At 64.4% G+C, this 24,475-nt stretch carries 22 protein-coding genes; 10 read left to right on the top strand and 12 right to left on the bottom strand.

Going from position 1 to position 24,475, the window contains the following annotated elements; all coding sequences use genetic code 11:
* Positions 1 to 6: 6 nt before the first annotated feature.
* The 3 genes from ACVIHF_RS20755 to ACVIHF_RS20745 all read right to left on the bottom strand — a co-directional run bounded on the left by ACVIHF_RS20755 (position 7) and on the right by ACVIHF_RS20745 (position 3,713).
* Positions 7 to 513 carry a DUF3455 domain-containing protein gene (locus tag ACVIHF_RS20755; protein WP_410469768.1) on the bottom strand — a complete coding sequence of 169 codons (507 nt, stop codon included), beginning with the start codon at positions 511 to 513 and terminating at the stop codon, positions 7 to 9.
* A 30-nt stretch (positions 514 to 543) separates the two neighbouring features.
* Complete coding sequence (locus ACVIHF_RS20750; RefSeq protein WP_253607920.1) at positions 544 to 1,758, bottom strand: NADP-dependent isocitrate dehydrogenase; 1,215 nt, start codon at positions 1,756 to 1,758, stop codon at positions 544 to 546.
* A gap of 227 nt (positions 1,759 to 1,985) precedes the next feature.
* Positions 1,986 to 3,713: an alpha/beta hydrolase family protein gene (locus tag ACVIHF_RS20745; RefSeq protein ID WP_456780256.1), complete on the bottom strand. Its 1,728-nt coding sequence runs from the start codon at positions 3,711 to 3,713 to the stop codon at positions 1,986 to 1,988.
* Positions 3,714 to 4,028: 315 nt separating this feature from the next.
* Between ACVIHF_RS20745 and ACVIHF_RS20740 the strand changes: the two genes are divergently transcribed.
* On the top strand, positions 4,029 to 5,228 hold the full coding sequence (locus tag ACVIHF_RS20740) for a TrmJ/YjtD family RNA methyltransferase (RefSeq protein WP_456780257.1): 1,200 nt from the start codon (positions 4,029 to 4,031) through the stop codon (positions 5,226 to 5,228).
* A 270-nt stretch (positions 5,229 to 5,498) separates the two neighbouring features.
* Entirely contained in the window at positions 5,499 to 6,467 is a 969-nt protein-coding gene (locus tag ACVIHF_RS20735; RefSeq protein WP_310885498.1) for an IS4 family transposase, read from the top strand.
* 357 nt (positions 6,468 to 6,824) lie between these two features.
* On the opposite strand, the gene ACVIHF_RS20730 is transcribed toward ACVIHF_RS20735, so the two are convergent.
* The 4 genes from ACVIHF_RS20730 to ACVIHF_RS20715 form a co-directional block, all read right to left on the bottom strand.
* Positions 6,825 to 7,670 (bottom strand): class I SAM-dependent methyltransferase, encoded by an 846-nt coding sequence (locus tag ACVIHF_RS20730; RefSeq protein WP_253607923.1) that lies wholly within the window; start codon positions 7,668 to 7,670, stop codon positions 6,825 to 6,827.
* Between the two features lie 187 nt (positions 7,671 to 7,857).
* Complete coding sequence (locus tag ACVIHF_RS20725; RefSeq protein ID WP_253607924.1) at positions 7,858 to 8,094, bottom strand: hypothetical protein; 237 nt, start codon at positions 8,092 to 8,094, stop codon at positions 7,858 to 7,860.
* A 178-nt stretch (positions 8,095 to 8,272) separates the two neighbouring features.
* On the bottom strand, positions 8,273 to 8,965 hold the full coding sequence (locus ACVIHF_RS20720; RefSeq protein WP_253607925.1) for a glutathione S-transferase C-terminal domain-containing protein: 693 nt from the start codon (positions 8,963 to 8,965) through the stop codon (positions 8,273 to 8,275).
* A 215-nt stretch (positions 8,966 to 9,180) separates the two neighbouring features.
* Positions 9,181 to 10,419 (bottom strand): ABC transporter substrate-binding protein, encoded by a 1,239-nt coding sequence (locus tag ACVIHF_RS20715; RefSeq protein WP_253607926.1) that lies wholly within the window; start codon positions 10,417 to 10,419, stop codon positions 9,181 to 9,183.
* Between the two features lie 227 nt (positions 10,420 to 10,646).
* Between ACVIHF_RS20715 and ACVIHF_RS20710 the strand changes: the two genes are divergently transcribed.
* A complete protein-coding gene (locus ACVIHF_RS20710; protein WP_253607927.1) occupies positions 10,647 to 11,375 on the top strand; it encodes an SDR family oxidoreductase in 729 nt (242 codons plus the stop codon).
* Between the two features lie 16 nt (positions 11,376 to 11,391).
* Here the strand turns inward: ACVIHF_RS20710 and ACVIHF_RS20705 are convergent, their stop codons facing one another.
* Positions 11,392 to 12,609: a diguanylate cyclase domain-containing protein gene (locus ACVIHF_RS20705; protein WP_456792439.1), complete on the bottom strand. Its 1,218-nt coding sequence runs from the start codon at positions 12,607 to 12,609 to the stop codon at positions 11,392 to 11,394.
* A gap of 298 nt (positions 12,610 to 12,907) precedes the next feature.
* A complete protein-coding gene (locus ACVIHF_RS20700) occupies positions 12,908 to 13,573 on the bottom strand; it encodes a TetR/AcrR family transcriptional regulator (RefSeq protein ID WP_456781895.1) in 666 nt (221 codons plus the stop codon).
* A gap of 267 nt (positions 13,574 to 13,840) precedes the next feature.
* On the opposite strand from ACVIHF_RS20700, the gene ACVIHF_RS20695 reads away from it, so the two are divergent.
* The 7 genes from ACVIHF_RS20695 to cynS all read left to right on the top strand — a co-directional run bounded on the left by ACVIHF_RS20695 (position 13,841) and on the right by cynS (position 20,710).
* Positions 13,841 to 14,383 (top strand): OsmC family protein, encoded by a 543-nt coding sequence (locus tag ACVIHF_RS20695; RefSeq protein ID WP_225164216.1) that lies wholly within the window; start codon positions 13,841 to 13,843, stop codon positions 14,381 to 14,383.
* Positions 14,384 to 14,419: 36 nt separating this feature from the next.
* The gene (locus ACVIHF_RS20690) at positions 14,420 to 15,595 is read left to right on the top strand and encodes an acyl-CoA dehydrogenase family protein (RefSeq protein ID WP_456780258.1); all 1,176 of its coding nucleotides are present in this window, start codon (positions 14,420 to 14,422) and stop codon (positions 15,593 to 15,595) included.
* 125 nt (positions 15,596 to 15,720) lie between these two features.
* Complete coding sequence (locus ACVIHF_RS20685) at positions 15,721 to 16,599, top strand: sulfurtransferase (protein ID WP_253607931.1); 879 nt, start codon at positions 15,721 to 15,723, stop codon at positions 16,597 to 16,599.
* A gap of 106 nt (positions 16,600 to 16,705) precedes the next feature.
* Entirely contained in the window at positions 16,706 to 18,097 is a 1,392-nt protein-coding gene (locus ACVIHF_RS20680; protein ID WP_253623727.1) for a CmpA/NrtA family ABC transporter substrate-binding protein, read from the top strand.
* Between the two features lie 157 nt (positions 18,098 to 18,254).
* Positions 18,255 to 19,094, top strand: coding sequence for a nitrate ABC transporter permease (ntrB, locus tag ACVIHF_RS20675; protein WP_253607933.1), 840 nt, complete (start codon positions 18,255 to 18,257; stop codon positions 19,092 to 19,094).
* Between the two features lie 196 nt (positions 19,095 to 19,290).
* Complete coding sequence (locus tag ACVIHF_RS20670; protein WP_456792438.1) at positions 19,291 to 20,202, top strand: ABC transporter ATP-binding protein; 912 nt, start codon at positions 19,291 to 19,293, stop codon at positions 20,200 to 20,202.
* Positions 20,203 to 20,221: 19 nt separating this feature from the next.
* Complete coding sequence (cynS, locus tag ACVIHF_RS20665) at positions 20,222 to 20,710, top strand: cyanase (protein ID WP_456792437.1); 489 nt, start codon at positions 20,222 to 20,224, stop codon at positions 20,708 to 20,710.
* Between the two features lie 67 nt (positions 20,711 to 20,777).
* On the opposite strand, the gene purB is transcribed toward cynS, so the two are convergent.
* The 3 genes from purB to ACVIHF_RS20650 form a co-directional block, all read right to left on the bottom strand.
* The gene (purB, locus tag ACVIHF_RS20660; RefSeq protein WP_253607935.1) at positions 20,778 to 22,208 is read right to left on the bottom strand and encodes an adenylosuccinate lyase; all 1,431 of its coding nucleotides are present in this window, start codon (positions 22,206 to 22,208) and stop codon (positions 20,778 to 20,780) included.
* 166 nt (positions 22,209 to 22,374) lie between these two features.
* Positions 22,375 to 23,262: a hypothetical protein gene (locus ACVIHF_RS20655; RefSeq protein WP_456792436.1), complete on the bottom strand. Its 888-nt coding sequence runs from the start codon at positions 23,260 to 23,262 to the stop codon at positions 22,375 to 22,377.
* Between the two features lie 316 nt (positions 23,263 to 23,578).
* A complete protein-coding gene (locus ACVIHF_RS20650; protein ID WP_456780262.1) occupies positions 23,579 to 24,406 on the bottom strand; it encodes an isocitrate lyase/PEP mutase family protein in 828 nt (275 codons plus the stop codon).
* Between the last annotated feature and the right edge of the window lie 69 nt (positions 24,407 to 24,475).

Below are 24,475 nucleotides of genomic sequence, written 5' to 3'. Positions count from 1 at the left end.
AAACGCTTAGTCCCGCCGCAGGAACACGTAATCCGCCGAGTAGGCCGCGCCTTTCAGCGCGCCTGATTTGTCGCAGGCGCCGCTGAGCTCGCCGCCCGAGGTGTTGATCCGCTGCACGGTTGCGACGCCGGAGAGCAGGCCGTTGCCGCGGTGGGCGATCACCTCGAGCTTCAGCCAGGGAATATCGGCGGCGGTGGTGCCGGGTGCGCTGCCGGCGGTGCGGGCGGTCACGACACTGCCGTCGACATGCTCCCAGTTCGGACCCGCATAATGCCGGCCGACCGTGCGACCGTCGGCGATCAGGGTCGCGATCGGTTCGCGGAACGACCAGGCGAGCTTGCCGTCGCTGACCGGCTTGCACTCATAGACCTGCACGCCCTCGGCATGGACGGTGAGGATCTTGGACTCGCCAGGCGCCGCGACGGCGTCGGGCAGGGGATCGGCAGCGAATGCCGCCGACGCGGTTAGCGAGAACGATGCGAGCACGACGGCTCTGACAAGGGCCATGGTCATGCTCGCACCTGTCTTCCCAGGATGACGGCCTCAGGCCGCGATCGCCTTCACGAGGTTGTCGGACACCTTGTCGAGGAATCCGGTGGTCGAGAGCCAGCGCTGGTCGGCGCCGACCAGGAGCGCGAGGTCCTTGGTCATGTAGCCCTCTTCGACGGTGGCGACGCAGACCTTCTCCAGGGTGGTGGCGAACTTGGCCAGCGCCTCGTTGTTGTCGAGCTTGGCGCGATGGGCGAGGCCACGGGTCCAGGCGAAGATCGACGCGATCGAGTTGGTCGAGGTCTCCTTGCCCTTCTGGTGCTCGCGGTAGTGGCGGGTCACGGTGCCGTGGGCGGCCTCGGCTTCCACGGTCTTGCCGTCCGGGGTGAGCAGCACCGAGGTCATCAGGCCGAGCGAGCCGTAACCCTGGGCCACGGTGTCGGACTGCACGTCGCCGTCATAGTTCTTGCAGGCCCAGACATAACCGCCGGACCATTTCAGCGCCGAGGCCACCATGTCGTCGATCAGGCGGTGCTCGTAGGTCAGGCCCTTGGCCTCGAATTCCTTCTTGAACTCGCGGTCGAAGACGTCCTGGAAGATGTCCTTGAAGCGGCCGTCATAGACCTTCAGAATCGTGTTCTTGGTCGACAGATAGACCGGGTAGTTGCGCATCAGGCCGTAATTGAACGAGGCGCGGGCGAAATCGGTGATGGAGTCGTCGAGATTGTACATCTCCATCGCGACGCCGGCGCCGGGCGCCTTGAACACTTCCTTCTCGATCACGGTGCCGTCCTCGCCGACGAACTTCAGCGACAGCGTGCCCTTGCCGGGGAACTTGATGTCGGTGGCGCGGTACTGGTCGCCATAGGCATGGCGGCCGATGATGATCGGCTTGGTCCAGCCGGGAACCAGGCGCGGCACGTTCTTGCAGATGATCGGCTCGCGGAAGATGCAGCCGCCGAGGATGTTGCGGATGGTGCCGTTCGGCGACTTCCACATCTGCTTCAGGCCGAACTCCTTCACCCGGGCCTCGTCGGGGGTGATGGTGGCGCATTTGACGCCGACGCCGACCTTCTTGATGGCTTCGGCGGCGTCGATGGTCACCTGGTCGTTGGTCTCATCGCGGTATTCCATGCCCAGATCGAAATAGAGCAGTTCGACATCCAGGAACGGGTTGATCAGCTTGTCCTTGATGTACTGCCAGATGATCCGGGTCATCTCGTCGCCATCGAGTTCGACGACGGGGTTGGATACCTTGATTTTTGCCATGACGGGGAGGCCCTCTTGGGAACGGCGCGCTTTTGACGGCGGGGGTGGAAAATACGCCTGCGCTATAGCACCGCCCGGGGGCGGGCGGAAGCGGAGGGGTTATGCACTTTCAGCCCATCTTTTCACCGAGAACCGCCATTCTGGACGGACCAGAATAGCGCCTCTCGGCCCTTGTTCTTGACGGGTTTTCTTCACGCGAACCGGTGCCCACTTCGCTTGAAAACCCTCTAAAACGCCGCCTGCGTCGCCGTCCCGGCCACGATGTACCAGGTCACGAACAGGCCCGCGATCAGGGCCCCCGGCAGGCTCGATCCGGTCCGCCGCCAGGTGAAGGTCGCGATCACGGCGACGATCGCGAGCAGGGGCACGAACTGGATCGCGACGATGGTCGAGAGCGGCACGAAACCGGGGTCCGGGACCGGGTTGAACAGCTTCCCCGTCAGCCACAGCGTGCCGTATTGCAGCACCAGCAACACGATGAAACCGAACGTCAGCGCCAGGATGTTGGTCAGGTACAGCGCCCCGCGCGGCGCATCCATGGTCGAGAAATTCCGGTGCAGCACGTGCAGCGCCACGACGAAAAACGCCGTGAACGGAATCAGATAGATCAGGAAGATGAGGAATTGCTTCGCGCTCATCAACTTGAGTGCGACGATCCAGAAGCGGAAGTCGATCTTGAAGGCGAGGTCGGCGAGCCATAGCGCGGCATAGCCGACCGCGACCGAAGCCAGCGCGATCACGACGGATTGACCGACGAGGCCGGTCCGGCTGGCGCGGTTCGGGGCGAACCGCATCAGGGCGAGCGTGATCAGGCCGTTGATGATGGCCCAGACCAGGATCTGGTTGGTGATGCCCTGCGGCAGGAACGCGCTCGGGGTGACGAAAGTGCCGCCCAGTGCAAAGGCCGGGTAATAGGTCAGCGCCGGGATGAAGGCGGACAGGATGAACGCCGTGGTCCAGCGCCGGCCGCTCGCGGCCTGATGCGGCGGCATGGTGCCGTCGGCAACCGCCGGCAGCCGAAGGCGGGAGAACATCGGCGCCTCCAGCAGCCCGTCGAACGTCCCGATGACCAGGGCAATGAAACCGATCAGCGCGACCAGCGTGCCGATCTCCTTGCGGAACCAGATCTGGTCGTCGACCGGCCGCGCCGTGCCGCCCTTCAATGTCTTGGCGAACCAGTCGAGGCTGTAGCCGATCGCCTCATGTGAGATGTGCTCGGCCGGATGGGTCATCGCCGGGGTGTACAGCACCCGGGCCGTGCCGTTGGCCGGATCGCCATAGACCTTGCCCGGCTCGACCGCGCCTTGTGTGCCGAACAGCGCCCAGAGCTTCGGGCTCGTGGTGACGTCACGCGCCAGCTGGACACCCCACATCAGGTCGGGGAATTCCTCGTACTGCGCGAACACGAGCGCGGTATTGCGCGGCCAGCTCGCAGTGCCCTCGGCAGCGAACGGCTTGCCGGTGGACGAGCCCTCCAGCACCATCGACTTGTAGTCGTTGGGCATCGCGGCGGCGGCCCCCAGCACGGTCCAGCCGCCCATCGAATGGCCCTCGAGCCCGATATTCTCCTTGTCGACGAATTGGAGGCTGCGGAGATAGGCAAGGCCGTCAGGTCCGCCAAAACCGTTGGCGAAGGAGGGCGGGTCGCTGTAGCCGTGGCCGGTCTGGTCGAGCGCCAGCACGACATAGCCGCGGCGGGCGAACTCGATCGCGAAGCCGTCCTGGGTCTCGCGCGAATTGATATAGCCGTGGACGGCGAGGATGCCGGGCGCCGGGATCTGCGGCGTGGCATTCGGTGGGATATAGAGCAGGGCGCTCATGGTATTGCCCTTGGCGCCGTTGAAGCGGACATCCTCGATCCGGATGCTGCCGGCGGTCTGCGTGAAGTGGGCGAGCAGGCCCCCCGCCACGATCAAGATCAGGCCCAAAATCGCCAGCGTCCATCTGCCCCGCATCGTCGTCCCCCCAATGTGCCTCGCCGTTGAAACCGGCGTCTCAAGCGTGCCTTTACAGCTTCGCTTTGGTTGTGGTTGATAGCCTATCCGAAGGCCAAGTGCGCGCAAGCGGCAGCCTTCGCTTCGTGCGATTGGGACTCCGATTGAGGATTCGCAAACGCCGCTAACCCTGTTATCTCCTTGGAGAAAATGGTCCCGCGCAGAACCGGTGCAAAGCTGGTCGGTGCGGTCTTGGACCCCTGCATGAGATTTTGAATCAGCCTCCTAGGAAGCTGATTCAAAATCTTCAGACGTTGAATCAGAAAGTGAAGTGAGATGTCCGGCACCGACAAGACCAAGGCAGGGCACGACCTTGCCGGTCCCGTCGTCATCCTGGTCGAACCGCAGCTTGGCGAGAACATCGGCATGGCCGCGCGCGCGATGGGCAATTTCGCGCTGTCGAGGATGCGCATCGTCAACCCGCGCGACGGCTGGCCGAACATTGCGGCCCAGCGTGCCGCCGCCGGCGCCGACCACATCATCGGTTCCGTCGAGCTGTTCGACACGGTCGAGCAGGCGATCGCCGATCTCACGCTGGTATTTGCGACCACCGCCCGGGCCCACGACCAAGCCAAGCCAGTGGTCGGGCCGGAAGGCGCGGCGGGTGAGATCGTCGGTCATGTCGCATCCGGCGGCGGCGCCGGCATCCTGTTCGGGCGCGAGCGCGCCGGCCTGACCAATGAGGAGGTCGCGCTCGCCAACCGCATCATCACCTTCCCGGTCAATCCGGGCTTCGCCTCGCTCAATCTGGCGCAGGCGGTGCTGTTGATGGGCTACGAGTGGTTCAAGCTCTCGACCGCGGGTGCGCTGCCGTTCGCGATGCCCGAGCGGTCCGAGCCGGCCTCCCAGCACCAGATGCAGGCCTTCTTCGACAACCTCGTCGCCGAGCTCGACAAGGTCGAGTTCCTGCGACCGGCGGAGAAGCGCGACACCATGCTGGTGAACCTGCGCAACATCTTCACGAGGATGGATCCGACCAAGCAGGACATGCACACGCTTCATGGGGTGGTGATGGCGATCGCCGAGGGCCGCAAAGGCCCGGCCAAGGGCGGGGTGCTCGACGGCGCCCAGGCGACGCGCTTGCGGGCGCTGCTTGCCGAGCAGGGGCAGGGCGGCGCGACCGCCGACAGCAGCAGCACCGTGCGCGGGCTCGCCCGGCTGCTCCGCCGCAACCCGACCGACGCCGAACGGATCCTGTGGCAGGCGCTGACGCGGGACCGCCGCTTCGCCGGCCAGTTCAAGCGCCAGACCCCGGTCGGCCGCCACATCCCCGACTTCGTCTCCTTCGTGCACCGGCTTGCAATCGAGCTGGTCAACCCGAACGAGAGCGAGGCCATCGGTGCCGACCGTGCCAAGCGCAGAGCCTGGCTCGAGGCGCGCGACTATCGGGTGGTCGACATGCGGGTGGCCGATGTCGAGCGCGACCTCGACGCCGAGCTCGCGCGGCTGGAGGCGGGGCTGCAGCAGGAGCGGTAGCTTACGCAATTGCTCTGTCCGCGGAGCAAGAACGGGATTCGAGTAAGCGACTCTTTCCACACGTCGTCCTGGCGAAAGCCCATAGGCGCTAAAATAGGATTTGCGCCTTGGATTCGCTTGTGATTCCAAGATGGAATGGCACACGAATCGCTTGTGAACAAAGATTGGGCGCGCGTTGTCGCCCGACTTGGCGGAGCCGAGGCTCTGAACATTAGCGCGCGCAAGACGAAGGCGTTTGTCCGTCCGCGGGAGATCAGCAATGCGGTCGACTTGCTGCGCCTGATCTTGGCTTATTGCCTTGGTGAGAAAGGGCTGCGGTTGACGGCGGCATGGGCCACGTCGGTTGGGCTTGTCGATATCTCCAACGTGGCTCTGTTGTATCGCTTACGTCAGTGCGGAGATTGGCTGGCAATCTTGGTCGAGCAGGCGCTTGCCGCCGCGGCGCCGAAGGCGAGCCGCGGTCGTCTGATCCGTATTGTTGACGCCACGACGGTCCCCAAGGCTGGGACGAGCGGCAGGAACAAGAACGCAGTGTGGCGTATCCATAGCGCGTTCGATCTTCCGCAGGAGCGCTTTGGTCACTTCGAACTGACCGATCAGCGAGCGGGCGAGACGCTGGATCGGATACCGGCGGTTGCCGGTGAGATCCGTCTTGCCGATCGCGCCTATCTGCAACCGGAGCGCATGGCGCATCTCGTCGATGCCGATGCGGACTTCGTGATCCGGGCCGGCTGGAAGAGCGCGCGCTGGCTCGATGCCGAAGGTAATCTTGTTGACCTCACTGCCGAACTGCGCAACGCCTCGGCGCGTGGCCTGATCGATCGGCCGATTTGGATAAAGCGCAAGTCAGGTGCGCCGCCGCTCGCAGTGCGTCTGGTTGCCGCGAAGAAGCCGGCGCAAGCTGCTGCGGCTGCGCGACGCAAGGCGCGCCGGACTGCACAAAAGGGAGGTCATCAGCTCTCCAGGCAAACACTTGACGCCGCAGATTGGGTGATCCTGGTGACCTCACTCAGGCCAGAGGACTTCACGACTGCAGATATCCTCGCCCTCTATCGGCTGCGATGGCGCATTGAGCTCGGCTTCAAGCGGCTGAAAAGCCTGATTGGCCTGAAGGGACCTCCCGGAACCGACGAGCGGTCCGCCAGACCCCATATCCTCGCTCATCTGCTGATCATTCTATTGCTCGAGCCGCTCGTCGACGAACTCGAAGACTCTCCCCGCTTGGCCGACGCCGCCTGACCCACCCAGTGACGTGGCGTCTGCTGCGCCAGCTCGTAGCTTCGCTACGGCAAGCGATCATTCCACAGCCCGCAATCGCTCTACTCTGCAGAGCCAGTCACGCTCTCCGGCGACATCTACGCGAGCCACCCAGACATAAGCGCCACTATCAGACTATGATCAAACTATCTTAGCGCCTATGGGCGAAAGCCAGGACCCATAACCACCGCATTGGATTGTGAAAGGGATCGAGGCCGCAGCGTCGCGCAACAATTGAGATTTGGGGTAATGGGTCCTGGCTTTCGCCAGGACGACACCGTGTTGGTGCGCCGCAGATGGCACGATTTCTGCCGTCACAATCCCGAAGGCAGCATCTCGCTAGGCTAGTGCCGACACGAGCCACAGACCCACATGCAGGTCGCGGCCATCAGCTCCGAGGCTTGCGGCGAGCGCGTTGCGTACCGCTTCCATGGCGCGATGACGTTGATCGTCCGTGGCATTCTCGAGCAGCGCAGGCAGCGGGCCGGCCTGCGTGATGAAGGCCATGCTTTGCGCGATGTCGCCGCCATGGATCGGTACGTCGGTGGCCTTGAGCGCAATCTCGTGAAACCCGGCCTCGGTCAGGATACCGCGAACGCGATCCTCGCGCGCGAACGAAAACATCCCGGGCGCCAATGGATCGAGCGGCGGCTGTGGCGGCACGTGCGGTCGGGCCGCCTCGATGGGTACGCGAAACCACGGCGACTCCGGCATGGTGCGAAAACAGACGAACACCAGCCGCCCGCCCGCTTTCATGCCGCCGCGGATGTTGGTGAAGGCCTTGACCGGGTCATCGAAGAACATCAGGCCAAAACGCGAATACATCAGATCCGCCCAGCGCGGTTCGAAGCCGTAGATCGTTGCGTCGGCCAGCGCACAGGTCACGTTGCCAAATCCCGCCTCGGCGACACGATGCTTGGCCAGATCCAGCATCGGGACCGAGATATCGACACCCACCACAGCACCCGACGGACCAACAGCCTTGGCGAACGCCAACACTGTGTCACCGGTGCCGCATCCGATATCGATGACACGCTCACCCGGCTTTGCCGCCGCGGCACCCAGGCTGACGTTGGTGACCGACGTGAAGACTTCGCTGATCACGGCTTGCTGCGAAACCCATGAGTGCCCCATGGTGCTGTTCCAGAACTCTGCTCCTCGGGGGTTTGGCGTAGGCGTCTGCATTTGATCAATCTCCTGGTGCTGAAAATGGAGTGTCGTCTGAAACAAACTGCACAAAATTCCAGATCGAACGCGAAGCTGAATCTCCGTACCGGGCATTAGCGAATTGCAGCCGACGTGCTTTGCATCTCGGCTCTAGGCCATCAGGACGTCTTCGCGCGATCCGCATCTGATCGATGCTGGACGGCGCTCAGGTGGTGGATTCATTGCCGCCGCCCTTCGGCTTGGAAATCGGAGGGATGCAGCTACCGAAGCGTGGATCGAGCGGATCGTAGCGCGACCTCATTCTCGCAAAAATATAGAGCGCCGCCAGTGCGAAGGCGCCGAGCAACAGCAGGCCCCATGCAGGTGGCGGACCTGCAACCAAAAGCACTGCTGCTCCAACGAGGACTAACGCGATAATGCCCGAAGACAGTTTTGAAGCCATGACCGGCTCCGCAGTTAGCGCAAGGACGGGATACTACCCCCGAAATCGATCTATTGGCGAGAGGCCGGCTGCGACACGCCAGCGCAGATATTTCCACCTGCGCCGTGGACGGAGCAACGGCCTGTTCGCTCACCGCCGCGAAGGTAACTATCGAGTTAGAGGTTGAGTTCGCCCGGGCTCACGTACTCACTGCCGCGTGGATGGCGCAGCAATGTTGTACCAGGGCGTCGTGCGAGACCACGAATTGCTTCAACGGCGTCTCGATGTCGTAGAAGTAGATATTGGCCACGAAGCCATAGATGCCGGCGTCGATAGTCGTCGGCCTGTCGCCATGCACATAGCCTTGGCTCGGGATCAGGCTCGCCAGTGCGGCGAGATCGGCGAGGCCGCGGGCCATCGCGGCGTCGGGCTCGAAGCGGCCGATGCCCTGGTAATAATAGCGCTGCGCGTTGAACTCCTTGGCCTTCATCAAGCCGTCGTCGGTGAGGGCTGGATGCTCGCGCTTGAGCGCGTCGCGGAATTGGGGCCAATAGCGCGCGTCCTGCCAGCGCGAATAGGACATCACCCAGTAGAGATCGTCGAGCGTCCGCGTGACGAGGAGGTTGGTCGTGCGCTGCGCCGGCGTCAGCGCGGCATCCAGCGTCACGTCATATTTTCCGGTGACATAGGCGAGGATGGTCTCGCTGTCGCCGACAGTGTCGTCGCCGTCGACGACATAGGGCAATTGCTTGCGCGGTGCCTTCGATGCATCGAAAATATGTTCGTGCCGGAACGGTACGCCGGCGAGCTTCAGAAAAGCGAACACCTTCAGACCATAGCCATTGTTGTCGGCGACGCCGAACAGCGGCGGATAGGAATAGAGCGTGAGCATGATGGCTCGCCACGTTCGAGGTCGCTACACGCTACCTCAGAATCCGTCGGTTGGATACGTCAGGCAGGCAAGCCCGCCTGTTGCGTCGCAGCGCCTGAAACGATTGCCTACAATCCGTAGTTGATGTCTTATTGTCGTCCTTGTCCCGGGTCGGGCGCGCGGTTTCGACAAAGCCTACGGGCGCATTTTGCGTCGGCGGTGCACGCCCCGGACGATCAAGCCTTCGAGATGCCGCCGTCGATCACCGGTCCCATCGGCTCGTAGCGCTCGCCGCTGAAGCGCACCAGTTGCAACTGCTCGAGCGGATAATGGTCTGATGGCGAGGTGTTGATCCGGATGCCGGGCAGCAGCATGTCGGATTCGAAATCCTTCAGGTTGGCCGCCTGCTTGATGATGCTTTCGGACGAGACGTCGTCGCCGCACTGCTTGAGCACCTGGACCAGGATCTGGCTGGTGAGATAGCCGGTGACCGCGTAGATGTCGTTCTTGGCGGCGGCCGGATCATATTTGTCGAGGAACGCGCGCCATTTCTGGATGGCGGGATCGCTGTCCCAGGCGGCGTCGACGGGATCCTTCAGGTAGGCGCTCGAAATGATCCCCTTGGAGACGTCGAAGCCCGCGGCTTTCAGCGTCGAGCCGGCGGAGGAGGCGTTGTTGCCGATGTAGTGCGCCGGTTGCCAGCCGAGCTCGGCGATCTTCTTGATGCCTTGGGCGGCGAATTTTGGTGTGGTCATGCTCATGAACACGTTGGCGCCGGCGGATTTGCAGCGGACCACCTGGCTGTCGATGGTCGGGTCGGCGGTCTCATAGGACAGCTCCGCCACGATTGCGGACGTCCTGGCGCCAAGTCCGTCCTTGAAGCCCTTCAGCACGTCGCGGCCGAAATCGTCGTTCTGGTAGACGATGCCGATTTTGGGATCGTTCTGTGTCGACAGCACATGCTGCGCGAAGGCGCGGCCCTCGATCTGGTAGCAGGGCTGGAAACCCATGGTGTAGGGGAAATTCTTGTAGTCGCCGAACTTGGTCGCGCCCGAGGCAATGAAGAGGTGCGGGACCTTCTTCTGGTTCATGTACTTCATGATCGCCGCATTGGTCGGCGCGCCGAGCGGCGCAAACAGCACGTCGATCTCGTCGCCTTCGACCAGCTTGCGCGCCTGCTCGACGGTCTTGGCCGGGCTGTAGGCATCGTCATAGGTGATGTACTTGATCATGCGGCCGTTGATGCCGCCTTGCTCGTTGATCATCTTGAAATAGCCGCCGGGGGTGCGGCCGATCGACGAATAGACCGCGGCCGGTCCCGAATAGGCGTCGATGTTGCCGATGACGATCTCGGTCTTGCCCTCCGTCTTGCCTCTGGCGATCGCGGGCCTGCCGAGCAGCAGCGCGGCTGACGTGGCCGCGGCGCCCTTGATGAGATGACGGCGCGATAGCCGGGGCGAACGGTTCCTTGTCATTGTAGTCCTCCGCTTCTTCTTGTTGGCCGTTTGGCAGCCTCTGACGGGCATGTCGGCGCGCAGCATTCCACAGCGGTGCTTTGGGACTTGTGTGCAGTCGCTACCATCTGAAATTTTCGCACGATGTCAGCCGCGGAGGCCGCGTTCCCCCATCCTCGGTTACCGACATGCCGTCCGGGATTGCTATACTGCGGCGACTGTCGTGGTGATCTCAGCAGGGTGGACCGATGGCGAAAGTGTTGGAAGGCAAGGTGGCGGCCGTGACCGGGGCGGCGTCGGGGATTGGACTGGCGAGCAGCGAGGCGATGCTGGCCGCGGGCGCGCGCGTGGTGATGGTCGACCGCGATGCCACCGCGCTGCAAGCGCTCGCCCGCAAGCACGGCGATGCGGTGGTCCCGCTGGTGATCGACCTGCTCGATCCCGCGCAGTGTGCAACCTTGCTGCCCAAGGTGCTCGAGAAGACCGGCCAGCTCGACATCCTGCACGCCAATGCCGGCATTTATGTCGGCGGCGACCTCGTCGATGCGGATACGATTGCGATCGACCGGATGCTGAACCTCAACGTCAACGTCGTGATGAAGAACGTGCACGACGTGCTGCCGCACATGATCACGCGCGGCACCGGCGACATCATCGTGACGAGCTCGCTCGCCGCGCATTTCCCGACGCCGTGGGAGCCGGTCTATGCGTCGTCGAAATGGGCGGTCAACTGCTTCGTGCAGACGGTGCGGCGCCAGGTGTTCAAGCACGGCATCCGTGTCGGCTCGATCTCGCCAGGACCCGTGATCAGCGCGCTGCTGGCGGACTGGCCGCCCGAGAAGCTTGCGGAGGCCAAGGCGGCCGGAAGCCTGCTGGAGGCCAGCGAAGTCGCCGAGGTCGTGATGTTCATGCTGACCCGGCCGCGCGGCATGACCATCCGCGACGTCGTGATGCTGCCGACGAATTTCGACCTGTAACGGCGAGCGCCGCGCCTCAGGCGGCGCTGCGATCGGTGGCGGGCGCGTGGCCGTGCTGCGTGAGGCGGCGCAGCGCGGCGACATTGGTCGCGACGGAAGCCATCCGGCACCGCGCCTTGCCTTCGGATTTCGCCTCGTACAGCGCGGCGTCGGCGGACGCCAGCAGCTGTTCGGCCTCGGTGCCGTGCTCAGGCGACACCGCGATGCCGACGCTGACACCGACCTCGGCCGAGATGCCGCCCGCGAGCTGATAGGGCATCGTGACGGTCTGGATGATGCGCTGGCCGGCCGTGAGCGCCTGTTCCGCCGTGACGCCGTTGACCAGCACCACGAACTCGTCGCCGCCGAGCCGTGCGATTACCGCGGTTTCGGGCAGCGCACGCCGCAGCCGCTCCGCGGTCAGCATCAGCACCTGATCGCCGGCGGCGTGGCCATAGGTGTCGTTGACCGGCTTGAAATTGTCGAGGTCGAAGAACAGCAGCGCAAAGGGCCCGCCATTCTCGGCGGGGGCCGCCAGCTTTGCGTTCAGCGCCGCGACGAAGCCGGCGCGATTGCGCAGGCCGGTCAGGGTGTCGTGATGGGCAAGATGGCCGTTCTCGCGCTCGGCGCGCATCGTGGCGATCAGCATCTTGTTGAGGCGGAAGGCTGCCACCGTCATCGCCGTGAGATACAGCGGCACCTGCATGACGACGATGAAGAGCAGCGGCTCGCCGGCAAGGGCCGCGCCCGGAACGATCGGGCCGAGGCTGAGCAGGATCATGGTGCCGGCAAGGCGCGGGGCACTGAAATTGCGGAAGCAGATGCCGCCGACCATCGCCGCCGCCGATAGCGAAGCCAGCAGCGCAACCACCCAATCGCCGCTTGCGAGGCTGATCAGGATGCCGAAGCCGACGCTGGCGCTCCAGGCGACTGCAAGCACGAGATGCAAATCGGTCGGGGTCGGCCGCTGCTCGCGCGCGGCGCGATGCGCAACCACGAGCACGGCGAGGCGCGAGAGGCAGATGACGAGTTCGAGGACGACCCAGGTGATGAACAGCGCGGTCGGCTCGCGGATCGCAACCACGGCCGCGACTGCGACCGTATTGACCGCGCCAGCCGCAAACACCGGCAGCGAGCCGTAGAGATCCCCGATCAGCGCCGCGCGGATGTCGTCAGGTACGCCCGGTCCGGCGTCGGCGAGCCAGCGCGTCACGCCCCAGCGCGGCTGGCTGTATCGTCCTTTTTCGGACTGCATTGTTCTTGCCTCGTACTTTCACCGCGCAACTGACCCGGCCCGACCTAACAGGCGTTTAAGGCCGGCGCCGATCGCGCGGCGTGATTGACGGCAGGTAAACCCGGCGGGCGATCGCGCCGCAGAAATACCGACGCCGGAGGTCGCGACGATCGGTTCGGCCGGCGGCGAGAAGGATGAAGTCTGCGCCAATGCCGGCCTTGCCAGGGTGGCGGACGCGCCGAAACAGCGCGGACGCCGCGTCGGCAGACTACGATATGTGAGAAGGGCAGGACTGCCGCGGATTGCGGCGGCCGTCGCGTTACACGGCGAGGAGCTGTTGTTCCGCCGCGCCGCCGGCGCGCTTCGGCTTCTTCGCCTTGGCGGGCGCGAACAGATTGCTCGCGGCAAGGCCCGCGGTGTCGGCGACGGTCGGATCACACGACACCATGGCCGCGACGATGGCGCCGTCGATCAGCAGCGCGAGCTGGTGCGCCAGCACGGCCGGCTCGGCCGCGCCCATCTCGCCGGCGAGCTTCTCGATATGCGCCAGCACCACCTTCTTGTGCTTCAGCGCGATGTTGCGGAACTGCTTGGCGTCCTTGTCGTGCTCGGCGACCGCGTTGATGAAGGGGCAGCCGTAGAAGCGCTCCTCGGCGAACCAGGTCTTCAGGGCAGGGAAGATCCGCGACAGCTTGGTCTGCGGATCGCCGCCGCCGGCCTCGATCGCGCCGATGAACCATTCGCGCCACTGGCGGCCTTCGCTCTCCAGCACCGCATGCACGAGGTTGGTCTTCGAGCCGAACAGCTTGTAGAGCGTGGTCTTCGCGGTTCCGGCCTCGTCGATGATCGCATCGATGCCGGTGGCGTTGATGCCGTTCTTGCAGAACAGATGGGTTGCGGCGTTCAGCAGGCGCCCGCGCGCCGATTCATTGTCGCCGGCGGTGAACGCCGCGGCAGGTTTTTTCTTCGCAAGCGATTTGGCCATGCGCGGCAGTAAATCGGAGCGCGCCGAAATCATCAAGCCGCATCTTCACGGGGGCGGGCATGTGCGCCGTCCTGCGCTCAAAATAATCGCGGCGGCGCCGCAGATGCACCGCGTTTGAGCAGCCGCGCGCTGATCAATCCGCAGGCAGGCCCGCTTAAGCGCCTGCAGGATTTCGCCTTTTGATTTGCGGCGGGACTGGCACGCTTCGTGCAGGAAACAGACCGTTCGGTATCCTAACCAAATCCATCGCTCCCAGGGAGAAAACTGATGACCGCTGTCGCCCAGAAAACCGCACTGACCGGCTGCCTCGCGCCGATCGACAAAGGCGGGCTCGAGCAGCTGATTGCCAATGGCAAGGCCAACCCGAAGGTGATCAAGACCTTGAAGTGCAAGACGGTGGCCGAGGGCAAGTTCCGTCACGCCAACTACATCCGCAACCTCGCGCCCTACATCGTCGACGAGCCGCCGGGCCTGCTCGGCGACGACACCGCGCCCAATCCCTCCGAGGCCTCGCTCGCCGCGCTCGGCTCCTGCCTTGCGGTCGGCCTGCACGCCAACGCCGTGCATCGCGGCTGGATCGTCAACAAGCTCGAGCTCGAGCTCGAGGGCGATCTCAATATCACCGCGGTGTGGGGCACCGGCGACGTCAGCGAGAAGCCGGTCGGCTTCACCGACGTCCGCGTCAAGGTCGACATGGAGTGCGAGGGGGTCTCGCAGGCCGAGATCGACGCGCTGGTGGCGCATGTGAAGAAGTGGTCGCCGGTCGCCAACACCTTCACCCGTCCCGTCAATCTCGAGGTCAGCGCGTAAACGCCCGACCGGCAATTCAAGGTGCGGAGATCATCCATGGGTTCACTGGCTTTATCGCGGGTCGCAGCTCAAGATCCCGCACCGACCATTGCGGACGAGGTTGCCCGCCTTGCCCGTCAGGAGCTGGCGCCGATCGCAGCCGCGATCGATGCCGGCTCGGTCTATCCCGGCGAATTCCTGCGCCGGCTCGGCAAGGTCGGCGCCTGGAGCAGCCATGTGCCGCAGGAGGGGCCTGCCGACCTGCGCTGGGCCATCCAGTCGATGGCGGCGCTCGGCGAGGTCTGCGGCGCCACCGCCTTCATGGCGTGGTGCCAGAACACGCTGGTCTGGTACGTCGCCAATTCCACCAACATGAAGCTCGCCGCGCGCTTCGGTGACTGCTTCGCCCGCGGGCGCGCGCTCGGCGGCACCGGGCTCTCGAACCCGATGAAGAGCTTCTTCGGCATCGAGCGGCTGAAGCTGAAGGGCCGCAAGGTCGATGGCGGCTACATCGTCCGCGGTGCGCTGCCCTGGGTGTCGAACCTCGGGCCCGGCCACTACTTTGGCACGATCTTCGAGCGCGAGGACGAGGGCACCAAGGGCGAGCCGGGCGGCATCGCAAGCGGCGAGCCGGGCAGCATCGCAAGCGGCGAGCTGGGCAGCACCGTGATGTTCCTCGCCGACTGCTCCGATCCCGCGATCACGCTGACGCCCTGTAAGCCGTTCCTGGCGATGGACGGCACCGGCACCTATGGCGTCCAGTTTCGCGACGTGTTCGTGCCTGACGAACTGATCCTGGCCGAGCCGGCCGCGCCGTTCGTCAAGAAAATCCGCGCCGGCTTCATCCTGTTGCAGGCCGGCATGGGTCTTGGGCTGATGAAGGATTGCATCAATATCATGGACGAGGTCCATGCGCCGCTCGGACACGTCAACCGCTATCTGCCGCAACAGCCGCTGCAATTCCGCGAGCTCCATGCCGAGTTCGAGAAGGAGGCAATGGCGCTGGCAAGCGATCCCTACAATGCCGATGACAGTTACTGGCGCCGCGTCGTCGCACTGCGACTGCGGATCGGCGATGCCAGCGTCGCATTCGCACATGCCGCGATGCTCCATTGCGGCGCGCGCGGCTACCTGATGAGCCACCGCGCCCAGCGCAGGCTGCGCGAGGCCTATTTTGTCGCCATCGTCACGCCCGCCACCAAGCAGCTGCGCAAGATGCTGGCGGACGGCTGAAGCATGATCCGGAAAAGTGGAAACCGGTTTTCCCTCGCGACAAACGCGGAACGCGTTTGCGCGGAGATCATGCTCAAACAAGTTCGGGACCACCACAACTGCAACCACAGACAGGAGAGGCTGCCATGACGGACGTTCTGATCACCGCCGGCGAACTTGCCGAGCTCGTCAAGAAAGACCCGTGTGTCATCATCGACACGCGGAATCCGGATGCCTATGCGGCCGGCCATTTGCCCGGTGCCGTCAATGTGCATGACATCTTCACCTTTCTTGCGACCTCGACGCCGGAAGGCATCCACGAGCTCAAGACAAAATTCGCCGACGCGTTCGGTGCCGCCGGTCTCTCCGGCAAGGAGACCGCGGTGATCTACGAGCAGTCGATGAATTCCGGCTTCGGCCAGTCCTGCCGCGGCTACTACCTGCTCACGATGCTGGGCTATCCCAGGATCAAGGTGCTGCATGGCGGCTTCGATGCCTGGAAGGCGGCCGACCTGCCGGTGACCACCGACGTGGCGGTGCCGGCGAAGGCCTCCTTTGCGATCGTACCGGAGGCCGGCGATATCATGATCGACGCCAAGGCGATGCTGGCGGCGGTCGGCAAGCCCGGTGTTGCGATCCTCGACGTGCGCGACGTCGACGAGTGGATCGGCGAAAGCTCCTCGCCCTACGGCAAGGATTTCTGCCCGCGCAAGGGCCGCATCCCCGGTGCGGTGTGGCTGGAATGGTACCGCATGATGAAGCCGACCGCCGAGGGCCCGCGTTTCAAGTCGAAGGACGAGATCCTGGCGGAGTGCGCCACCGTCGGCATCTCGCAGACCACGCCGGTCTATCTCTACTGCTTCAAGGGCGCACGCGCCTCGAACACCTTCCTGGCGCTGAAGAACGCCGGCGTGAAGGACGTGCGGATGTACTTCGGCTCCTGGAACGAGTGGTCGCGCGACCCGTCGCTGCCGATCGACGAGGGCTTGCCGACCGCGGCCGTCGTCACCGGCAAGGCGGCATAGAACCTGCATGTTTGTTGGTGTCCGGCGGCGCAAAACGCGGCCGGACGCCGATCAATGAACCGGATCGCGGAGTTCTCCGCGTTTCGGTGCGACAATGGGGCGCAGTATGTCCATGTCAGATGATCCCTTCGACGCCGACCGCGTGCTCACGCGATCGGGTTGCGCCTGCGGCTGGCATCGCTCAGCCGCCGAGCATGAGCAGGCCGCGCGCACGTTGCGCTGCGAGCCGGTCGCCGACCTCAGCGAACAGAAGCGTTACGAAGGCATCGTTGCGTCGGCGGTGATGCGGGCGGTGTTTCCGCAGGATGTCGCGCGCCGCGCTTTCCTGAAATCGGTTGGCGCCGCGACGGCGCTCGCCGCGCTGTCACAGTTCTTCCCGCTGAAGACGGCGACAGAGGCGTTCGCCGACGCCGGACCGCCGGAGAAGAAGGACCTCAAGGTCGGCTTCATCCCGATCACCTGCGCGACCCCGATCATCATGGCGGCGCCGCTCGGCTTCTATGCCAAGCAGGGCCTCAACGTCGAGGTGGTGAAGACCGCCGGCTGGGCGGTCATTCGCGACAAGACCATCAACAAGGAATACGACGCCGCCCACATGCTGGCGCCGATGCCGATCGCGATCTCGCTCGGCCTTGGCGCCAACGCCATCCCGTTCACGGTCCCTGCGATCGAGAACATCAACGGGCAGGGCATCACGCTGGCGATGAAGCACAAGGACAGGCGCGATCCGAAGGACTGGAAGGGCATGAAGTTCGCCATTCCGTTCGACTACTCCATGCACAATTACCTGCTGCGCTATTACCTCGCCGAGCACGGGCTCGATCCGGATACCGACGTGCAGCTTCGCTCGGTGCCGCCGCCTGAGATGGTCGCCAATCTGCGCGCCGACAACATCGACGGTTTCCTCGCGCCCGACAATATCTGCCAGCGCGCGATCTATGACGGGGTCGGCTTCCTGCACATCCTCTCCAAGGAGATCTGGGACGGCCATCCCTGCTGCAGCTTTGCCGCCAGCCGCGAGTTCATCACGACGGCGCCGAATTCCTTCGCGGCGCTGACCCGCGCGATCGTGGATGCCACCGGCTACGCGGCGAAGGCCGAGAACCGCAAGCAGATCGCGGAAGCGATTGCGCCGGCCAACTACATCAACGCGCCGGTGACGGTGCTGGAGCAGGTGCTGACCGGCACCTATGCCGACGGGCTCGGTGGCGTGAAAACCGATCCGAAGCGCGTCGATTTCGATCCGTTCCCCTGGCAGTCCTTTGCGGTGTGGATGCTGACGCAGATGAAGCGCTGGGGCCAGATCAAGGGCGACGTCGACTACAAGGCGGTCGCCGAGCAGGTCTATCTCGCCACCGATACCAAGAAGGTGATGGCCGAGATGGGCCTCGCGCCACCCGCCACCTCGTACAAGTCGTTCTCGGTGATGGGCAAGAGCTTCGATCCGGCCAAGCCCGACGATTATCTCGCGAGCTTCAAGATCAGGAAATCGTCGTGACGGGCGAGGCTTTCTCCACGGCGTCGTCCCTGCGAAAGCAGGGACACATACGCCGTGCTCTCTCGGTTAGGCGCGCGGGGAGACACTTAGCGCAACAATTGGGGCCGGTGGTTATGGGTTCCTGCTTTCGCAGGGACGACGCGGGGAGGGAGTGCGAGTGACCTTTTCCCTCCGTCTCCGCGCCGCCATCGTCTCGATCGCGCTGCTTGCCGGCTTCCTCGGCGCCTGGCACCTCGCCACCCGCAGCAGCGGCACGACGGCGGCGATGAGCCCCGAATACGCCAGGCTGATGGGGCTGACCGCGACGCAGGGCAAGTCGGCGATGCCCGGGCCGCTCGATGTCGGTGCCAAGCTGTGGGAGCATCTGAAGCGGCCGTTCTACGACAATGGCCCGAACGACAAGGGGCTCGGCATCCAGCTCGCCTATTCGATCGGGCGCGTCGGGCTCGGCTATCTGATCGCGGTCGTCGTCGCGATTCCGCTCGGCTTCATGATCGGCATGTCGCCGCTGATCAGCAGGGCGCTCGATCCCTTCATCCAGGTGCTGAAGCCGATCTCGCCGCTGGCCTGGATGCCGCTCGCGCTCTACACGATCAAGGATTCCTCGATCTCGGCGATCTTTGTCATTTTCATCTGCTCGGTGTGGCCGATGCTGCTCAACACCGCGTTCGGGGTCGCCGGTGTGCGCAAGGAGTGGATCAACGTTGCGCGCACGCTCGAGGTCGGCACCGTCAGGCGCGCCTTCACGGTGATCCTGCCGGCGGCGGCGCCGACGATCCTGACGGGCATGCGGATCTCGATCGGGATCGCCTGGCTCGTGATCGTCGCCGCCGAGATGCTCGTCGGTGGTACCGGCATCGGCTACTTCGTCTGGAACGAGTGGAATAACCTGTCGATCACCAACGTGATCATCGCGATCCTCTTGATCGGCCTTGTCGGCATGCTGCTCGACCAGGTGCTGGCGCGGTTCACGCGCATGGTAACGTTTCCGGAGTAGCGATGACCGACAGCCGCATTGCAGCCCCTTCACCTCGCCCCGCCTGCGGGGAGAGGTCGATCGCAAAGCGATCGGGTGAGGGGGAGTTTCCGCGGGTCTATCTGCCGCCGTGCTCGCGGAGGAAGCCCCTCACCCCAACCCTCTCCCCGCGAAGAGCGGGGCGAGGGAGCGCAGTCCATTCGTGGAGCTACCGCGGATGACCGACAAGTTCATCTCGATCGAGGGCATTGCGCGGCGCTATCCCGGCGCCGGCGGCGGGACCACCACGGTGTTCGAGAATTTCTGGCTGTCGATGGCGCGCGGCGAGTTCGGCTGCGTGATCGGCCATTCCGGCTGCGGCAAGACCACCGTGCTGAACATCCTCGCCGGCCTCGACGAACCGAGCGAGGGCACGGTGATCGTCGACGGGCAGGGGATCGAGGGCACCAGCCTCGACCGCGCCGTGATCTTCCAAAGCCATGCGCTACTGCCGTGGCGCACCGTATCGGGCAATGTCGCTTATGCCGTCGGCTCGAAATGGCGCAAATGGGACCGTGCGCGGGTGAAGGCGCATGCGCAGAAGTTCATCGATCTCGTCGGGCTCACCGGCTCGGAGCAAAAGCATCCGTCCGAACTCTCCGGCGGCATGAAACATCGCGTCGGCATCGCGCGGGCGCTGTCGATCACCCCGAAGATCATGCTGATGGACGAGCCGTTCTCGGCGCTGGACGCGCTGACCCGCGGCACGCTTCAGGATGAGGTGCGGCGGATCTGCCTGGAGACCGGGCAGACCACCTTCATGATCACCCATGACGTCGATGAGGCGATCTTTCTCGCCGACAAGATCTTCCTGATGACCAACGGTCCCGGCGCCGTGCTGGCCGAGATCGTCGAGAACCCGCTGCCGAAGGAGCGCGGCCGCATCGACCTGCACCGCCATCCCTATTACTATGCGCTGCGCAACCATATCGTCGATTTCCTGGTCAGCCGCAGCAAGAGCTTTGCCGCCGAGGTGACCGGTCACGATCCGCGCCGCGTGCCGACGGTGCGGCCCGGCGTCGGCGAGCCCGTGATCGTCTCGCCGCCACGCGCCGTCGAACCCAATCCCGCGCAGAGCGCTGCGCGCTGAAGCCCAAGGAGGAAACCTGATGAAACGCGAAGACCTCACCGAGAAGCTGCTCTACATCAAGCGCGAGAAGGGCTGGAGCTGGAAATACATCTGCGAGAAGATCGGCGGCTATTCCGACGTGCTGATCACGGGCGCGATCCTCGGCCAGATGAAATTGACAAAGCCGCAGGCGGCGAATGCCGGCGAATTGTTCGGGCTGTCGAAGGCCGAGATCGCGATGCTCAACGAGGTGCCGATGCGCGGCACCGGCACGCCGATGCCGCCGACCGATCCGCTGATCTACCGCTTCTACGAGATGGTGATGGTCAACGGCCCGGCCTGGAAGGCGCTGATCGAAGAAGAATTCGGCGACGGCATCATGTCGGCGATCGACTTCGACATGGCGCTGGAGCGCGTCGCCAATCCGAAGGGCGACCGCGTCAAGATCACCATGAGCGGCAAGTTCCTGCCGTACAAATATTACGGCGCCAGCGGCAACGTGCCTGAATACGGCTTCAAGGAAGAGTAAGGCGAGGGGGCGAATGGCGAGTAGCGAATGGATTCCTGCCCATTCGCTACTCGCACCTCACCAATCGCTACAGGATCGTGCCCGGGTTGTAGCGAGCCGCCTCAGGCTTGGCCTTGGCCAAAGCCTCGACCTGCTCGGCGAAGAAATCGACCTGGGCGCCGGCGTCGCCGGAGTTGGCGCGACCCTGTTCGAGCACGTGCTGCAACTCGGCTGCGCTCAAGCCAAGACGCTTGTCGGCGGCGAGGCGCTGCAGCAGATCGTTCTGCACGATCTTGCCGGTGCGCAGGTCGCCGATGGCCGCGACGGCATGCTCCTTGATCGCCTCGTGGGCGCCTTCGCGGCCCGCGCCCTTCTTCACCGCTTCCATCATCACCGTGGTGGTCAGCAGGAAGGGCAGATAGCGGTTGAGCTCGGTCTCGACCACGGCTTCGAACACCTCCATCTGGTCAAGCACCGTGAGCAAGGTTTCGAGCAGGCCATCCATGGCGAGGAAGGCATCGGGCAGCATGACGCGGCGGACGACCGAGCAGGAGACGTCGCCTTCGTTCCACTGATCGCCGGCAAGGCCTGCGGCCATCGCGAGATAGCCCTTCAGGATCACATGCAGGCCGTTGATGCGCTCGCAGGAGCGGCTGTTCATCTTGTGCGGCATCGCGGAGGAGCCGACCTGGCCCTTGGCAAAACCTTCGCTGGCGAGTTCGTGGCCTGCCATCAGGCGGATGGTCTTGGCGAAATTGCCGGGCCCGCTGGCGAGCTCGGTCAGCACGCTGACCGCACGGAAGTCGAGGCTGCGCGGATAGACCTGGCCGACGGCATCGAGGGCCTTCGGCAGGCCGAGGTGAACGAGGACGCGCTGCTCGAGCGCGCGCGCCTTGCCGGCATCTCCGTTGAACAGGGTGATCTGATCGAGACGGGTGCCGACCGCGCCCTTCAGGCCGCGGGCGGGATAGGTCTGCAGCACATTGACCAGGCTCTGATGCGCCAGCAGCATCTCCTCGCCGGACATGGCGATGCGCTTGCCGAGCGTCGTGACCTGCGCGGCCACGTTATGGGTGCGCGCGGTGAACGGGATGTCGCGCAATTGCTTCGCGCGCGTGGCAAAGCGGATGAGTGCGGCGATGCTCTTGGTCTCGATGAGCTGCAGCGCGCGGTAGACCTGCAATTGCTCGACGTTCTCGGTGAGGTCGCGGCTGGTCATGCCCTTGTGCAGGTGCTCGTGACCGGCGAGCTCGCAGAACTCCTCGATGCGCGCCTTGACGTCGTGGCGGGTGACGCGCTCCCGCTTCATGATGGAGGCCAGGTTGATCTGGTCCTTGACGCGCTCGTAGCTTTCGATCACGCCATCCGGCACCGCGATGCCGAGATCGCGCTGGGCCTTCAGCACGGCGATCCAGTAGTCGCGTTCGAGGCGGACCTTGCCTTCGCCGCTCCAGATGGCGCGCATGGCGGGCGAAGCGTAACGTTCGGCGAGGACGTTGGAAATGTGATCTTGGGACATCCCGCTCTCTTGGCATTGCCTGAGGCTGGCTGCAAGCCGCGACCTGCGATGAATCGTCAGGTCTGGTAACGCTCGGCCGGGCTTGCGGTGCTGGCGCCAGCATACCAGATTCAGGAAGGCGCCGCCTCGGGCAATCCGGGGCGGCGCAGGCATGCTTCGCCCCGCGTCAGAGCGAGAAGGTCACTGCGGCGGGTCCGCAGCTCAGGCCGGCCGTGTTCGGCACGGCCGTGTCGCTGGTCCAGTTGTCCTCGCCGTCAGTGGTCTTGTACAGGAACTGGCCGTCGGGTCCCTGGTGCAGGACGTACAATGTGTCGTTGAACACGACCGGCGCGGCATTGCCGAAATTGCCCGGCGTGTCGGGGACCTGGCGGTCGGCTCCCCAGCTGCCAATGCCGTCGAACCGCTTGAAGAAGAGGCCCGTGGGGTCGTTGAAGAACAGGTAGATCCAGTCCTTGTAGGAAGCCGCGCCCGGACCGTTGCTGAGGCCTTCCGTGCCGGCAACCGGATTGCTTCGCCAGGTGCTGCGGTCGAAGGTCGCGTACCAGAAGCGGTTCATGTTGCCGGGTTCGCTATAGCCGGGCCCGCGGCCGAACACGTAGAGCGTGTCGCCGCGCACGACCGCGGCCGGGGTGTCGACGTTCTGGTAGGCGACGGAGATGAGATGGTTGGTTCCGGATGTGTTGATCTCGGGTCCGAAGCTGGTGCCGTCGTAGGTCTTGTACATCAGGTCGGACTGGCCGGGATTCGAGTACAGCAGATAGATCAGGCCGTCATACACGGCGGCCGCCACTCCTCCGCCGACGCCGGCCATGTTGGGCACCTGGGCTGCCGCCGTCCACAGCTCGCCGTCATAGACTCTGTAATAGAGGGACTGGTTGATCGGATAGAACACATACAGGTTGGTGTTGAAGACGACGGCTGCCGGCGTGTTGCTGATCCAGGTGTTCCCCGGCATCGGGACATCGCCGCTCCAGGCCTCGCCGTTGAAGACGTTCGTAAAAAATTGCGGACTGTTTCCAACGCCCTTGTGCAGGGAAAACAACCAGCTCTTCATTTTGGAAATCCCCCATGGCGACGAGACGCCGCCTCTGATCAGCGGTGTAGATTGGATCGACGTGCGCAGGATCGATTGGAATGAACTGATCGTACGCCTGCGCCCGTCGTGTTCTACGTCCGATTCACCGACGGTTGTGTGAAGCTGTTCACTCACCCTGGAGGAGGAGACCATATATGTCGTGCGCAGACTGAGAATCGAGGCCGCGCAAGGCACGCCGCGACGTGAGTGGCGACTTGTCGGAAGACGGACTTCGAGGAGATGAGAGAAGCGCGAATAGCGAATGGATGCTTTCCGATTAGCTATTCGCTGCGCCCTATTCGCTCTTCGCTGCGGCGAATGCCGCGCGGACCTCCTTCACCGGCGCCATGTCGCGGACGAAGCTGAATGCGCCGTTGTCCTTCATCTCGCGGGCACAGCGCAGGAACGCAGCCAGCGCGTGGCGCTGCATCGCGCCGCCGACGCTGATGCGCTTGACGCCGACGGCGGCGAGTTGCTCGACGGTCAGGGTCGGATCGGCAAAGCCCATCACGAGGTTGAACGGCTTGTTGATCGATGACACCACGGTCTTGATGGTGGCGAGATCGTAGAGGCCCGGCGAATACAGCACGTCGGCGCCGGCGGCCTCGAACGCCTGTAGCCGCTTGATGGTGTCGTCGAGGTCCTTGCGGCCGTGCAGGAAGTTTTCCGCCCGCGCCGTCAGCGTGAACGGGAAGGGCAGCGCCCGTGCGGCCTCGACCGCGGCCTGGACCCGCTCCACGGCGAGCGTGAAATCGTAGATCGGGCGCTGCGGGTCGCCGGTCGAGTCCTCGATCGAGCCGCCGACCGCGCCGGCCTCGGCGGCGAAGCGGATCGCCTCGGCCGCGAGCTTCGGCATGTCGGCGCCGCATTTTTCCAGATCGGCATTGACGGGCAGGTCGGTGGCCTCGGCGATCACCCGGCAATTCTCGATGATCCCATCGAGGCTGACCGTCGAACGGCCGAGCGTATTGGCGAGCCCGAGGCTGGTGGTTGCGAGCGCCTCGAAGCCCATGGATGCGAGCAGCTTCGCCGTTCCGGCGTCCCACGGATTTGGAATGATGAAGGTGCCGGGCCGCTGATGCAGCTCGCGAAACCGTGCTGCCTTGTCCGCCTGGGTGCGCATGTGAACTCCTGCTGTTGTCAAAAGCGACTGAAAGCAGCGATAGGGCGGTTTCGCCCATCAGACAAATTT

The sequence above is a fragment of the Bradyrhizobium sp. USDA 4506 genome, assembly GCF_054058795.1.
This window is presented reverse-complemented; position numbering and strand designations above follow the sequence as displayed.